Below are 14,013 nucleotides of genomic sequence, written 5' to 3'. Positions count from 1 at the left end.
ATCGTTATTTTCATTAGTGAATTACGAACTATAGAGTGAATCCAACATACCCGGCAACCAAAGAGACAGTTGGGGGAAATAAGTAAGGATCACAAGTGTTATGAGTAATGGCACGTACAGTGGCAATAGATTTTTTACAACTTCTTCGATGGATACATCACCAACCCGGCTAATGACGTATAGCCCCAAACCTACTGGAGGGGTAATCATTCCCAACAAGAGGTTGTATGACATAACAATGCCAAAATGCATGCGATCAATTCCCAAACTATCAATAATTGGCAGTAAAATGGGCAGCATGATTAATTTGATCGGGATTCCTTCCATAATACAACCAAGAATGAGTAACAATAGATTGATGATCAACAGCATCATATATTTATTTTCCGTTAAAGAAAGCAGAAAGTCGGATAGCAAGTAAGGCAGCTGCTCTGCCGATATAATCCAGCCCATCGCCGTTCCGACGCCAATTAAAAACATGATAAGCGCTGTTGAACCAACGCTTGCATTTAGTGCTTCTTTTAACGATTGCCATTTTAACTCTTTGTATATAACCGAGCAAAATAGCGAATAGATAACCGCGATGGCTCCAGCTTCTGTCGGAGTAACAACGCCCCCCAACATACCTCCCAGGATCACGATTGGAGCAAGCAACGCAAAAAATCCATTTTTAAATGTACTAACGAGTGATTTCGTTGAAAAAGGTTCAGGCACCGGGGCTACAATGGAGCCCCGGATTGCGCCTGCGTATACGTAAATGGCCAGTACAACGGCTATGAGAAGCCCGGGGATAATTCCGGCAAGAAACAACTTCTCAACGGAAACTTCCGCCAAATAAGCATATACGATTAATGGTACGCTCGGAGGTATAATGGCCCCTATTACCGATGATGCGAGGGTTAGTGATGCACTGAAAGGTTTTTCATAACCTTTTTCCGCCATTGCCTTCATTTCGATAGCCCCGAGCCCTGCTTGATCTCCAACCGCCGTTCCGGATATTCCTGCAAAAATGACGCTGGCAAAAATATTGACTTGAGCTAGTCCGCCGCGTATGTGGCCAATCAGAGCATTGGAAAAATCGAAAATTCTTTGCGTAATACCTGCCGAGTTCATCAAGTTACCGGCGATAATAAATAACGGAATGGAAAGAAGGGTATAGCCTTTCATTCCTTCCACTAACTGTAATGAAAGAACATCCAATGTGTAGCCGCCCAATAATAAAGCCGCCAGGGTGGATAACGCCATGGAAAAAGAAACCGGAAAGCCGATGGCCAACAACATGAGAAATACGGCGAACAATGTGACAGCCAATATCATGACTTATCCCCCTTCCTGCAACTTGCCTGCTTTAAGAGCTGACATCATTTGATAACCGGACACTAAAACAACCAGTGCCAGTAACAAGACCAACGGCGCATAGAACCATGCTGTCGGCGCTTTCATAATAATCGTCGTTTTGTCCAGATGGTTGATCGTTAGATTCACGGAAAAGAATAACATCACAATGGATGTCATCATTAAAAGAATATAATTCGTCACATTGACGATTTTTCTTTTGAAAGGATCAAGTTTATCAATCAAGAATGTGATTGAAATATCCTGACGGTCAACGACCAATTTGCCAAATCCCAGAAAGGTAATCCAGCAAATGAGAATAGAAAATAATTCTTGGGACCAAATAATGGAACTGCTGAAGAAATATCTGCAAACTATTTCAATAGATAGAATACCAATCAAGGCCAATAAACAAAGAAATGCAATGGCCAAGTACACATTAGCCACAAATTGAATGATTTTGCCCATGTGTTTCACCTTCACTATTCAATCGATTTGATTTGTTCAATATACCCTTTGGGAAATGCTCCGCTTTCCTCCACTTTTTGATGAAAACCGGAAAAGGCTTCTGCCCATTCTTCTTTGTCGATTTCATAAATTTCTATTCCATGTTCCTCTTTCATTAATGCCAAATGTTTTTCCACTTCATCTTCCAATAGCTTTGCAGCTTCCTCTCCGGCTTCGTTTGCCGCATCAATCAGGATGTCTTGATGCTCTTTGGAAAGCTTAGAGAATTTTTCTTCGCTTATGGCAATGACAATGTCCTGCGGATATTCATCAATGATCGTCATATAGGGAGCCACTTCCGTAAACTTCATCGACCAAACGAGGGAAATGGGCGATACAACTGCCTCCACTAAATTTTGCTTCAAGGCCAAATACGTTTCTGTCCATGCCACGACAGTAGGATTGGCACCAACAGACTCGTAGGCTTGTGAATAAAATTCCGATTCAAAGGAACGGATTTTTAGCCCTTTTAAATCATTAACGGATTTTATAGGTTTCTTTGATAATAAAACCCTGTAAGGTCCCCGCACGAAGTTCCTTTCTGTATTTAAAAATCGAATCCCTTCGGAGTTGAGCTTTTTTTGAATGTCTTGTCCCATTTCTCCCGTATTAAATTTTTGGAAGTGTTCAAAGTCCCTAAACAGAAAGGGAATGCTGCTAACTTGCACTCTGGAATCAAAATCATCGAAATAGGTCTCTCCCTCTGCATACATATCCTGGGTACCAAGCAACATATTATCAATTTGTGTTTTTCCTTTTCCCAGTAGTTCGGCCGGATATATGTCGATAATGACTTCACCATTGCTTTTTTCTTTTACCAGATCGGCAAAGATGTTAAATCCCTTTCCTTCAACAGATTCGTCCGGCATTTTCGTTCCGAGCTTTAGTTTTATCGGCTTATTGGAAGCCTTTTTATCTTTAGTAGAGGCTGAATCAGTTCCGCAGCCACTGATTATCATCATGAAGGATAATAAAGTGATCATAAAAGCTTTTATTCTCATCTTTCATTCTCCTTGAACTCTTCATCATATAAAGCGATTAATTGATCTGCTTTCGTCATACTGCTTAAAGTCTTTCCAGCGTCGAGCATCTGTTTGAATTTGGGTTCGTTTCTTTCGCTCAATTCCGCTTTTTCCAAAATGCTTTGGTAATTCAAGTCCTGAGGGAGTACTAGTACTCCGTTATCATCTGCTATGATGAAGTCCCCAGGCTTTACTGCAACCCCGCCACACTGAATGGTTGTGTTGATTTCACCGCTTATTCCATAAAGCTTGGTCGTGATGGGAGAAAGCCTGGTGGCAAAAACAGGCAGCCCGATTTCACGGAGCGCTTGAATGTCTGTACATGGCCCATCAATAATAATTCCTGCGACTTTCCTGGTATTTGCGGCATAGACAACCATTTCACCAACACACGCATGCTTCGTATCCCCGGTCCGATCAATTACGATCACATCTCCTTCTTGTGCAAGACTGACCGCTTTGTGGACCATCGTTGAATCGTTTGAATTCGTTTTCACCGTAAAAGCGGTTCCTACGACCTTGACATCTTGTAACATTGATCGAATCCGGCAATCCATAAAACCATAATGCAAATGATGGCCAATCGTTGCCGGCTCCACCATTTCAAATTGTTTTCTCATGGCAGGCGTTAATTGTTTGTTTGCGACACGGTTTAAGATTTTCATAATGATCTATCCTCCTGATCGTATTTTGTAATAAACATTCGAGACAGTGGTTATTGGCCGATACAGATACGCGTGTCTATCACCTCCCTAAAAATACCCATCATTAATAATCTGAATATTCAGTTAATAAAAGTTGCGCTACTTTAGTGGTTTGTTTTTTCACGGCTAGGTGCTTATTATAAATTGAAGCATCCGAACAACTCTTTTTAGACAGGTATATCCGTCCCCAACTCATTTCTGCTAACGGAATTTAAGCGTTGCTGCAAAGCTTTTACTTTAGATGTAGAGGCTTTCGTTGTTCTTGTTGACCCTTCTCATTATTGATACGTTATGCAAGCAGAAGGTGAGCTATAATTGGATAATAGGCTCAATGATTGAGATTACTTTATCTATGTTTGAGGTCACTTTTTTACATCCCCCCTTTTGAGAAATTCTTCATAGAAATCCTGTAACAATGAGTGCCTCAATGTTACATCATATTATATTGAATTAAATTCAATATGTCAACGGAAAGTTTAAATAAACGGAATGTTTATGTTTGAGGGCTTGAATGATACGCCATAATGGGGGAAAGCGTAGATTGTAAGGACACACTTTTACCCAGGGCGACTAAAACCACGACCTCTCATTCTTCTATAAAATTCACTGACACTGCTGGAAGTGCTTACAATATGTTCAGCTAAAAATTGGGAGGAGAAAGTATGAATCTCTCATATAAAGAGCTATTTAATAAGTGGGAAGCCTTTATGGGGGATATGCTCCATTTATTGTTAAGAAGAGATTATGTTTGTCGAGAAAAAATATATTTCCCTTGGCTTGGATGAAGAAAAGGTGGGGGAAATATTCATTCTTTTGGACAAACGTTCATGTCAGCAACCATTTGAGGTCTTAGTTGAGCTGAAATGAATAAAAGCACTATTCCCATTCAATGGGGCAATATATCACAGAGGGAATCCGGTGGAGTTGTTGACTCCACCTGGAAACAATAGTCATCGTCAAATTCCTTCATGTCGATACTTTTACGCTCAAGGTTCAGGTAATCCACTTTCTTGTTCTTTATGGGGAACGAAATCTTTCAGACTTCAAAAATGGTTACATTTCGCGTTTTTTTATCTTTGGCCATCTGAATTTCGGAACATATCTTACCATTGTTTCAAATATCAATCCCCATCCCTGTTCCGATAACGCCGCAACTGGAATCTCGTTCTTTAGTCGAAGATTTCTCTTTAAATTTTTTATTTGAGGTGGTGTAAATATACCTCCTAGTGCTATATCTATAGATGATTGTGGATTTCTAAGCACATAATTGGCCAGTCCCCAAAAGATTAAATAATCGGTAATGGGTACAAGGGGCCTTACCTTTCTATTTATCGTAATTATAGCGGAATCTACACTTGGCGGTGGAGAAAAGTTGTCTCTCGAAATCGTTTTAATATACCGAATATCAAACCACATTCTCCAAGCGATCACATATGGATCTTTCACAATACTTGATGTAAATCTTTTAGCTGCACCTTTTTCCATCACAATAACACCTCTTTGAAAACCGCTTGAGGGTTTATTCAGAAGCATTTTCATAATTGGAGTTGTGATGGCATATGGAATATTTGAAACAACTACATAAGGCTCTCGAGGTAATGAAATGTTTAATAGGTCTTGCTCTATGATCACTGTGTTTTTCAATTTAAGTTGTTTTAATTTCTTTACAAACGTTCGATCGTATTCAACAGCGAGCACCTTTCTTGCACGATTACTTAAAATATTTGTAATTGCTCCTTTTCCGGCTCCCAACTCTAATACAAGATCACTTTCCAATATATGTGCAATGTTTACAATATCACGCAGCAAACGTTTGTTATGCATCAAATGTTGCCCACTAAAGTTTGGAGGTTTCCCAGTGGGAAACTTTCTATGTGGATGCTTTTTCCATCTTTTTGTCATGATTCTAACAATCCTTTCCTTACAATAATTGACCGTTCAAGTTCTGATCGCAAAAAAGCCACAGACATGGGCGTCTGTGGCTTCCAGTAAACGGAATCAATTAATTTAGCAGAAAGACAAAAAGACATAGAGATATTGTAAACAACGAAACAGCACAAAATAGGCCTTTTTTCGTTCAAAATAGCTAAATCAATTTTCTCACAACAATAAAAGGGAAAGATTGAATAATCAGTCTTCCCTCTCAATTAAGAAGAAAATGTGAATAAAGATTGTTAAAAATGAGCAGACTTATCCCGCTTACTCTGTCAGCGAAAACAGAGCCTTTGAACGTATTAAATTACTAGTTCAAAGCACGGAAAATAATAATTCCACCCATAGCTTTTTAACAATCCTCCTTAGTTTGGTTACATTACACACAATATACATTATAATTCCAGTTTTTGATGAAGTCAAAGTTAATGAAAACAATCCTTGTTACTGGCAGATTTGAAGACATTTTTTTGTCCGATTTAAAAGATGTCCCTAAAAATTTATATTAACGTAGTGACAAAAATTGTCATGATGCTATCAATGCCACTCGAGCCAGAAAGTGCCCATTCTTCCGGTAAAAAAGCAAGAAGATCTATAATCTTGGTCCGATTTGTTGATATGCAGGAGACAAGGTGAACAAACTGAAGCCGTTCGTGGCTTTTTGCCTATTGCTATCAGCATTCATTGAACAATCGGGCAGAAAAAAGGCTTTTAGCATACAAACAGAGAAATACTTTTAATAGAAGATCTTAGGAAGGGGAATTAATAAATGGTTGAGTTAAGAGATTCCTGGTTTACAGTACAGCAAATAGATGATACTACATTCGCTATTAGTGAGTATGGACATTGGGAAAAAGTCCATTCTTATTTATTAATTGGTGAGGAGAAAGCCGCATTAATTGATACGGGGTTAGGAATTGATCATATAAGAAGGATTACAGACCAGTTGACCAACTTACCAATTATTGTGTTGACAACACATGTTCATTGGGATCATATTGGAAGTCACGGTGAATTTAAAGATATTTATGTACATAAAGATGAAGCAGACTGGCTGATAAATGGCATTAAAAAACTACCCATCGAACAAATCAGGAAAGATGTAAGTCGAGGTATTACAAAACCAACGCCAAAATCATTTAATCCAGATACATATAAACCCTTTCAGGGTCATCCCACAGGTTTGTTAGCTGATAGAGATGAGATAGAGATAGGAAACAGAAAATTGATTATTTACCATACTCCCGGGCATTCTCCAGGACATATTTCCATTTTTGACCATAGTAAAGGCTATTTATTTACTGGTGATCTGCTTTATGATGAAACTCCGGTGTATGCTTTTTTCCCAACAACTGACCCTGTGGAGTTAGTACAATCATTAAAGAAAATAACCAACATTTCCAATGTAACAAAGATTTTTGGTGGACATAATACAGTAGGTCTTGATGCAAGTATTTTACAAGAAGTAAAAAATGCAGTTAAAGAGCTTGAAGAAAAAGACCTTGTAAGATTCGGAACTGGCATTCATATGTTCAACGGTTTTAGTGTGCAATTTTAATTGGGTTGTGAGTATTTTTCTAACCAAATGCTCTTTGTTTACGAATCATTCTATTTTTAGCTTAGAATTTATAAGATATTTGTGAGATTCATTGGCTATTTCCCTAGTATATTGACGTTTTGCATTGGTATATCTGTTATAGTATTCAAACAGCAGCAATTACTTTGGTTGGAGGAGAACAGATTGAACGGGCCTTTGCACTTTTATTAATTCCTTAAGTCGAACTCCAAGGAGCTCCGGCCCGCGGAGTTTTCAGGCGAGTTCTATTTAACTGCCGTGACAGTAACCGCAAGTTCAGGAGGAATATTCTTATAGGAACATTCGATGTGACGAAAGCCACTTGATTGAAGATCCCGTTTAATCTGATCCCCGAATTTTTTTGTTCTGCCAAGTTGAGCATCTTCCTGCCTCGGCTGCATGGTAATAACAATTCTGCCTTCCTTTACCATTGCCCGATGAATATTGGTCAGGATCTCCAGCTGTGCGTCCCATAGCGTATAATTATTTACAGACAGTACTTTATCATATCGATTGGGAGGAAGACTTCTTTCCTCTATATCGCCAACGAACAGATTTACTTTCTGTTCTGCCATTTCTTCTTTCAGTTTTTTGCTGGCCAATTCTTTCATATCCTCTGACACATCGATCCCATCTACGACCACTTTTTCGTGGCGGTTCAATAAATAAGAAATGCCATAGCCCGGCCCATAACCGATTTCAAGAATACGCTCTCCCGGCTTGATATTTAGTTGATTTACAGCCCATTCATTCAGCTCACGGTTTTCCAAATCCATTATTTTACCTGCTATTTTACCGATGATTCCATTCGGTTCTTTGAAATTTTCTTTGATCGACTCAAACAATATTTTCTCCTCCCTGCTGTTCAACGTTACATATCTTCTACAAGAAAATTTCCCCGAAAAACGCACAGCCAAACCACAACTGCAAACATAGAATGAGATGAGAAAGCTAGAAAAAAATGCATGCTGGATCAGCCCGGGAAGATATTCCTTGGAAATCAAAGAAGAAGAAATGCAGTCAATTGATTATATGAAGAGAAGGAGCGTGGATAGGCAGCTGAAGAGTTGTTTATTGAAAATAGAATGAGGATGGTTTTTGTCCGGTTTTTCTTACCTATCTAAAGCTCCATGAAGAAGAGGAGGAAAAACTGGATGAAGGAAGTGAGAAAGCTAACCGGAAGCGGAAGAAATATTGGAACTCCCGATTTTGTATGAAGAGAGGGGAAGGGCGATTGTGTATACAGAGAAAAAGTTAGAAGAAAAAAAAGAAGTAGCCATACAATTGCTAAGCAAAGGGGGTTTCTGTCGAATGTTATTGAGGTCACCGGACTGGAAAAAGGAGAAGTTCAAAAACTCCGCAACAAGTTGTGAAACATCAAAAAAAAAGGCACTGCTCCCATGGCACTGCCTCCATTTTTCCTCCTATATCCCTCATCGCCGCGATAACAGCTAAAGGCTTTCCGCCAATATTTTCTCCGTTCATTGCAGTCGACAAGTTCAAATCGTTCGCAGGTTTCCGTATACTGGAAGGAATTTCGTTCATTTGCTAAACCTTAAACCGCTTTTTTGAAAAGGCGGTTTGATTGGGCCTTTTATGTGAAGGCCTAAATGAATTGCCTTTTATATTTTTCTCGTAAAATTAAAACAGACGCCCTTTTTAAATCGTCAATATTAAAAACAAAATCTAAAGTTATATTTTTAATCTGTCTTTTCTGAAAATAAGAAATATAATAGATAATCTCTTCGTCAATATGATAGACAATCCCATCGAAACCATGATCAAGTAAAAACTCTTTGATTAAACTTCCAATCCCTTGTTTTTCTTCAACATTATTTAATCCCAAATGAGTTCCTGGATCCGATGTGCCTCCGAACTTCCAGCTCAGTGCTTTTATTCTTAGTTGTTCTTCTGTAGATCGATAGTTTAATATATATGGATTTGCTAAACTTAAATCCTGCTTTAGAACCGCCGCTTTTTCACCTTCAACTTCAGCATGGCAAAAGGCATACTGTGCTGCCAATTCAATATCACTTATTAAATAAATTCCCTGTCCAAAGGTTGACCTTGCTTTGATGCCGTTTTGAAAATTCCTCCTTTCATCCCTTTCATAGAATTGGTTGGCAATGACCGTTTGCGCCTCATTATAACTAATTCCTCGGTAAACAGTTCTTCTCAACTTATCACCTTCCTTTTTATCCCGCATGTAAGGTTCCGTAATACTCCCACATCAAGACCTGGGTAGATACAAAAGGTCTAAGTGGAGAAAACGGCACCTAAATGCCCGATTGGTTCAACTAACATTCAGTAGGAGATGGAAGAAAACTCCTACTGAATGAAGTTTTACTTTATATAAGGCCATTGAAGAACGGTCTGGAGGTTAACTCTTATATTCTTATATATTTAATTAGACGAAGGTGATTTTATTCCTTCTCTATCGAATAGTAAAGTTGAAAAATTAGCGGGATAACATATTGAGGCGGATTAACCCCCGTATTTTGGACATGGTTACTCTTAATCTATCTTTTTCTTAAAATAGCTCTCTATTTCTTGATTTTGGATTCTGTGCTTCTTGTCCGCCACCATTGACCTTGCTTTTGTCCGTGTAGCGGTATCCATGCAGGTTAGCGAAAATAAAAGCCTAGAGGCTCGCCTGCAACAGATGGTAACACGGACAAGTCGATTCTAAGTATTCGTTGGCGGGGCCCCGACCCCTTCCACCGCCTACTAAGAATCGGGCGCTGCGGTAAATGGCAAGCAGCTGCGCTGTGGCTCCTTTCGTAGCCTGACTAGGATTCCTATCGGCCCTGACTCCCTCAAATCGATCACACGCGAACCTCTTTGATTTCCAATTTATGATGCTTATTTTGTTCGTAAAACTCCTGAGGTGATAGGTCCAAAATACTTGAATGCATCCGTCTTTCGTTGTAGAAGACCATAAAATCCGTGACAGCTTCATAGGCTTGCGCATAGGTTTCAAACTGCCACCTTGAGAGGCAATCATCTTCAAAAATTCGATGAAAAGATTCAATATGGGCATTCATATTCGGCGTTCTTGGCGGAATTCTTTCATGTTCCATATGGTATTTTTCGCAAAATTCCTCAAAAGTATGGGAAACAAACTGTGGCCCATTGTCTGTTCGGATCACTGGTTTGATCGCTGCGTTGAATTGTTGGCGTCTTAACAATGCTTGTTGAAGTGCCTGGACGGCATCTTTAGCTGTACAGCTTAATCCGTTATGATAGGCGACAATTCCACGGTCATATACATCGATAATGGACATGACGAAGAAAAACCGGTCTTCCCCTTCGATGTAGCCGTATTTGATATCCGCTTCCCATAGTTGGTTTGAGTCTGTTATCGTACGGTTTCGTGCCAGTTTCCTAGGGTGTTGGGTCTTCTTTTTGCGTTGTGGACGCAGGATACCCAGCTCTTTGCACAACCGGTAGACTTTCTTCTTGTTGATGACAAGGCTATATTCGCGGCGAAGCCTCTTAGTCAGTTTGCGGTAGCCATAGTTGAAGCCATCGCCTGCAATTTCCTCCAGAAGGAATTCTTTGATTTGTTCGTCTGATACTTTTCGTCCGTCTTCTGTGAAGGAATAACCTGGTGCTGGACGTCCCTCACTCACTTTTTTCTCTTCCACACGGTAGTTCTTTTGGTAATAATAGGTGGAACGAGCGATCCCTATGACCTTTAGCACCTTAGAAATAGAATAGCCTTTTTGAATCCAGTGGTCGGCTACTTCAATTTTTTCAGCAAGTGAGGGTTTTTCTTTTTTATAATGTCGCGTAAAATCGCGATTTCAAGGTCTTTTTCACCAAGCAATGTTTTAAGCTTTTCATTTTCCTTGGATACTTCTTTCGGGTCAAAATCTGGTAAAACAGCGACATCAACATCACCATATTTTCCGTCTTTATATTCCCGCACCCAACGGCATACCATGTTGGAATTCAGTTCATAACGGCGGGCAACAAGGCTGTTATTGCCTGTCTCCTGGGCCTCTTTGATGACTTGTAATTTAAACTCCTTGGAGTGTTTGTTTCGTGTCATGTTGTTAGCCTCCTTGGTACATTAAGCAGTATATTATTTTTTACCCTTATTGTCCAAGTTCATTTAGGGGCTAATTAGGAGGCTACTAAAACCCGCTTAAAAAACAGAACGCATGCACACTTTCAAAAAGTGAAAACGATTGAGGGATATGTCATAGAAGTTTTCAGGCCGGGTACCGGACCTGTTCCACCGTCATCCCAACCTTTCCCAAACAAAAATAAAACCGGGCGTTGGCCCAAGTTTTTAATCGTTCATTAAATTCAGCTTTTCCAGCAGTTTAAAGAACAGGCTCAACAAAATGGCCACTACACTACCGTCGCCAATCCCATTCCGGCCAAAGAAACGGCACCGATGTGTATGGATGCGCCGCTGAGGCCGATGGCCAGGACGATACATGTTAAAATCATATTGTGTGAAGTGCTGTAATTAACGTTCGCCTCTACAAGCATCCGGATTCCACTTACCCCGATGATTCCGAAGAGAAGAAGGGAAATTCCGCCCATTATCGGTGTAGGGATCGATGAAATCAATGCGGCCAGTTTGCCGCAAAACGAGAGAATCATAGCAATGATTGCAGCGATGCCGATAATCCAGGTTGAATAAACCCTTGTAATGGCCACTACCCCGATATTTTCACCGTACGTTGTATTTGGGGTGGCACCAACAAAGCTAGATAATGTGGTGGATAGCCCGTTACTCATTAATGAGCGGTCCAAACCGGGATCTTTTACCAAGTCCTTTTTTACAATATTTCCTGTTACAATCAGATGGCCGATATGCTCCGGTACCAATACAAGTGCCGCAGGCAGAATGAGAAAAAATCCGGCCAATTGAATTTCATTGCATAAAATGTCGGCACTGTAATCAAATCTGCTTCATGAAATCCAGTCAAATCGACCATGTTCATGGATAGCGCAATGAGGTAGCCGGATAGAATCCCGATGAGAATGGGAATAATTTTTAAAAATCCTCGCAACGTTATCCAGCTTACGATTGTAATGCCAATCGTCAATAATGATACCGTAATCGTCTGGGGACCGGCGCCCAATTGACTGCTGCGTCTTCCGGCTTTGCCAATCCGGCCATTCTTGCTGCAACCGGAACAAGCTCGAGGCCGATAACGGCAACTTCTTCGCCTTTCAGCATTGTCCCCGAATTTCCTTCGTCTGACGCGGCTCCAGGTTGCCCGGCGTAAAGCCCGCTATAATAAGTTGGAGAAATATATTCTCGCGTCTGCTGTTGTAAGATGAAGTCTTTCTCTTTCCCTTTGATTATTTTCATTTATACGGCTAAATTCTACAAAAGCACCGCTTAAATTCTCTTCTACTGCCGTAATCTCATAACCTTTTTTTATTAATAAATCGATTCTCTCCTTTTCCTGAAGAAAGGTTTCATAAATTGACGTTTCTCTTGTTCTTTCTCTAACCAATGTTTTGCCTCCAATTAAAAATTTATTTTTATACGTTTATCTGAAAATGGTTTCTTTGATTTTCAAAGGGCTGTAATATCTCTGCCTTTTTAAATATTGTCCGGAGCCAGGCTTTCCAACAAATTTTTTGTCGCGAATGACAAACTCCCCCCGGGAAAGAACAGAAACTGGTTCTCCCGTTATTTTTAGTCCTTCAAACGGATTGTAATCAACATTCATATGGTGTGTGTCTGCGGAAATGGTCCGCTCAATGTTCGGGTCAAAAATCACGATATCAGCGTCACTGCCTACAGCAATCGTTCCTTTTTCAGGAAACATTCCAAACAGCTTCGCCGCACGGGTTGAAACTAAATCGACGAACTCATTTATTGTAATCCGGCCTTTCTTTACACCTTCTGAAAAAATGATGCTAAACCGATCTTCAATCGTCGGCATTCCATTGGGGATTTTTGAAAAATCACCTTTACCCAGTTCTTTTTGACCCTTAAAGTTAAAAGAACATTGGTCAGATCCTATCGTGTGCAGGTGCCCCATTTTTAATGCTTTCCAAAGCTCCTCTTGATGCCGGCTCTCCCTGAGAGGGGGTGAGCAAGCATATTTTGCACCTTCAAAATGGGGCTTTGCCAAATCATTTTGATCCAGGACCAAATACTGCTGGCATGTCTCTCCCCACACCTGATATCCTTTCCGGCGGGCCTCGGCAATTTTTTCTGCTGCATCAGAACAAGTAACATGTACAACATACAGTTGCGATTCCGCTAACCCGGTAAGATGTGCGGCTCTTCCTGTTGCTTCCGCTTCAACTTCGGGCGGCCTGGTAAGAGCATGGTAAATTGGATCTGTATTTCCCTCTTTCAATGCTTTATTTACAAGGTAGTCAATCACGTCTCCGTTTTCAGCGTGCACCATGACCAAGGCACCATGTTCCTTTGCTGTCAAGAGGGTCTGAAACAACACACCGTCGTCGGCTTGGAAGACATTTTTATAAGCCATAAAAACCTTGAAAGATGTGATTCCTTCTTCGTCGATAATGGATGGGAGTTCATTTAATACCTCTTGATTTACCTCACTAATCATTAAATGGAAACCATAATCAATGACTGCTTTTCCCTTTGCCTTTTCGTGCCATTCTTTAATGGCGTCCTTTAAAGGTTCGCCTTTGTTCGTCAGACAAAAATCAAGAACAGTCGTGGTTCCGCCATAGGCTGCTGCAATGGTTCCCGTCTCATAATCATCGGCTGTCACTGTTCCTCCGAATGGCATATCTAAATGAGTATGCGGATCAACTCCCCCCGGAAAGAGGTAAAGTCCCGCAGCATCCATCACTTCATCCGCATGTTTGGTCAAATCATGGCCGATTGCAGACACTTTTCCATTTTCAATAAGGACGTCCGCTTTATACTCATCGGCAGCTGTCACAATTGTTCCATTCTTAATTAATTTTTTCATTTATG

12 protein-coding genes and 1 pseudogene are annotated in these 14,013 nt (G+C 40.3%); 2 read left to right on the top strand and 11 right to left on the bottom strand.

All coding sequences use genetic code 11. The features are described from left to right. Positions 1-21: 21 nt before the first annotated feature. Genes NST31_RS08455 through NST31_RS08440 form a run of 4 tightly spaced genes read right to left on the bottom strand, consistent with a single transcriptional unit; the run spans position 22 to position 3,529 of the window. Positions 22-1,317, bottom strand: a complete 1,296-nt coding sequence (locus NST31_RS08455; RefSeq protein WP_339165010.1) for a TRAP transporter large permease — start codon at positions 1,315-1,317, stop codon at positions 22-24. 3 nt (positions 1,318-1,320) lie between these two features. After that, positions 1,321-1,803: a TRAP transporter small permease subunit gene (locus NST31_RS08450; protein WP_339165008.1), complete on the bottom strand. Its 483-nt coding sequence runs from the start codon at positions 1,801-1,803 to the stop codon at positions 1,321-1,323. 14 nt (positions 1,804-1,817) lie between these two features. Next, positions 1,818-2,843 carry a TRAP transporter substrate-binding protein gene (locus tag NST31_RS08445; RefSeq protein ID WP_339165006.1) on the bottom strand — a complete coding sequence of 342 codons (1,026 nt, stop codon included), beginning with the start codon at positions 2,841-2,843 and terminating at the stop codon, positions 1,818-1,820. Further along, the gene (locus NST31_RS08440) at positions 2,840-3,529 is read right to left on the bottom strand and encodes an RraA family protein (protein WP_339165004.1); all 690 of its coding nucleotides are present in this window, start codon (positions 3,527-3,529) and stop codon (positions 2,840-2,842) included. The genes NST31_RS08445 and NST31_RS08440 overlap by 4 nt, the downstream gene beginning before the upstream one ends. Positions 3,530-4,230: 701 nt before the next feature. Between NST31_RS08440 and NST31_RS08435 the strand changes: the two genes are divergently transcribed. After that, entirely contained in the window at positions 4,231-4,353 is a 123-nt protein-coding gene (locus NST31_RS08435; protein WP_339165002.1) for a hypothetical protein, read from the top strand. A 268-nt stretch (positions 4,354-4,621) separates the two neighbouring features. On the opposite strand, the gene erm is transcribed toward NST31_RS08435, so the two are convergent. Beyond that, on the bottom strand, positions 4,622-5,470 hold the full coding sequence (erm, locus tag NST31_RS08430) for a 23S ribosomal RNA methyltransferase Erm (protein ID WP_339165000.1): 849 nt from the start codon (positions 5,468-5,470) through the stop codon (positions 4,622-4,624). Positions 5,471-6,269: 799 nt separating this feature from the next. Here erm and NST31_RS08425 point away from each other — a divergent pair. After that, complete coding sequence (locus NST31_RS08425; protein ID WP_339164999.1) at positions 6,270-7,058, top strand: MBL fold metallo-hydrolase; 789 nt, start codon at positions 6,270-6,272, stop codon at positions 7,056-7,058. 263 nt (positions 7,059-7,321) lie between these two features. Here the strand turns inward: NST31_RS08425 and NST31_RS08420 are convergent, their stop codons facing one another. The 6 genes and pseudogenes from NST31_RS08420 to hydA form a co-directional block, all read right to left on the bottom strand. Then, positions 7,322-7,921, bottom strand: coding sequence for a class I SAM-dependent methyltransferase (locus tag NST31_RS08420; protein ID WP_339164997.1), 600 nt, complete (start codon positions 7,919-7,921; stop codon positions 7,322-7,324). A gap of 761 nt (positions 7,922-8,682) precedes the next feature. Next, a complete protein-coding gene (locus NST31_RS08415) occupies positions 8,683-9,255 on the bottom strand; it encodes a hypothetical protein (RefSeq protein WP_339164995.1) in 573 nt (190 codons plus the stop codon). 646 nt (positions 9,256-9,901) lie between these two features. After that, positions 9,902-11,130 (bottom strand): IS3 family transposase gene (locus NST31_RS08410; protein ID WP_212951973.1). Its coding sequence is split into 2 segments (ribosomal slippage): positions 9,902-10,842 and positions 10,842-11,130, totalling 1,230 coding nucleotides; the frame shifts between segments, so codons are not numbered across the junction. A 243-nt stretch (positions 11,131-11,373) separates the two neighbouring features. Continuing rightward, positions 11,374-12,258, bottom strand: a pseudogene (locus NST31_RS08405) (solute carrier family 23 protein); the annotation flags it as partial. Between the two features lie 73 nt (positions 12,259-12,331). Further along, a complete protein-coding gene (locus tag NST31_RS08400; RefSeq protein WP_339164994.1) occupies positions 12,332-12,559 on the bottom strand; it encodes a hypothetical protein in 228 nt (75 codons plus the stop codon). Between the two features lie 36 nt (positions 12,560-12,595). After that, positions 12,596-14,008: a dihydropyrimidinase gene (hydA, locus tag NST31_RS08395; RefSeq protein ID WP_339164993.1), complete on the bottom strand. Its 1,413-nt coding sequence runs from the start codon at positions 14,006-14,008 to the stop codon at positions 12,596-12,598. Positions 14,009-14,013 lie beyond the last annotated feature (5 nt).

The sequence above is a fragment of the Siminovitchia sp. FSL W7-1587 genome, from assembly GCF_037963795.1.
GTDB lineage: Bacteria > Bacillota > Bacilli > Bacillales > Bacillaceae_C > Siminovitchia > Siminovitchia thermophila.
Note: the sequence above shows the minus strand (reverse complement) of the source record. Positions and strands in the feature narration are given on the sequence as shown.

Excerpts from the sequence above, each read along its gene's own strand:
- NST31_RS08455 (WP_339165010.1), bottom strand. The coding sequence starts at position 1,317 with ATGATATTGGCTGTCACATTGTTCGCCGTATTTCTCATGTTGTTGGCC.
- NST31_RS08450 (WP_339165008.1), bottom strand. The coding sequence starts at position 1,803 with ATGGGCAAAATCATTCAATTTGTGGCTAATGTGTACTTGGCCATTGCA.
- NST31_RS08445 (WP_339165006.1), bottom strand. The coding sequence starts at position 2,843 with ATGAGAATAAAAGCTTTTATGATCACTTTATTATCCTTCATGATGATA.
- NST31_RS08440 (WP_339165004.1), bottom strand. The coding sequence starts at position 3,529 with ATGAAAATCTTAAACCGTGTCGCAAACAAACAATTAACGCCTGCCATG.
- NST31_RS08435 (WP_339165002.1), top strand. The coding sequence starts at position 4,231 with ATGAATCTCTCATATAAAGAGCTATTTAATAAGTGGGAAGCCTTTATG.
- erm (WP_339165000.1), bottom strand. The coding sequence starts at position 5,470 with ATGACAAAAAGATGGAAAAAGCATCCACATAGAAAGTTTCCCACTGGG.
- NST31_RS08425 (WP_339164999.1), top strand. The coding sequence starts at position 6,270 with ATGGTTGAGTTAAGAGATTCCTGGTTTACAGTACAGCAAATAGATGAT.
- hydA (WP_339164993.1), bottom strand. The coding sequence starts at position 14,008 with ATGAAAAAATTAATTAAGAATGGAACAATTGTGACAGCTGCCGATGAG.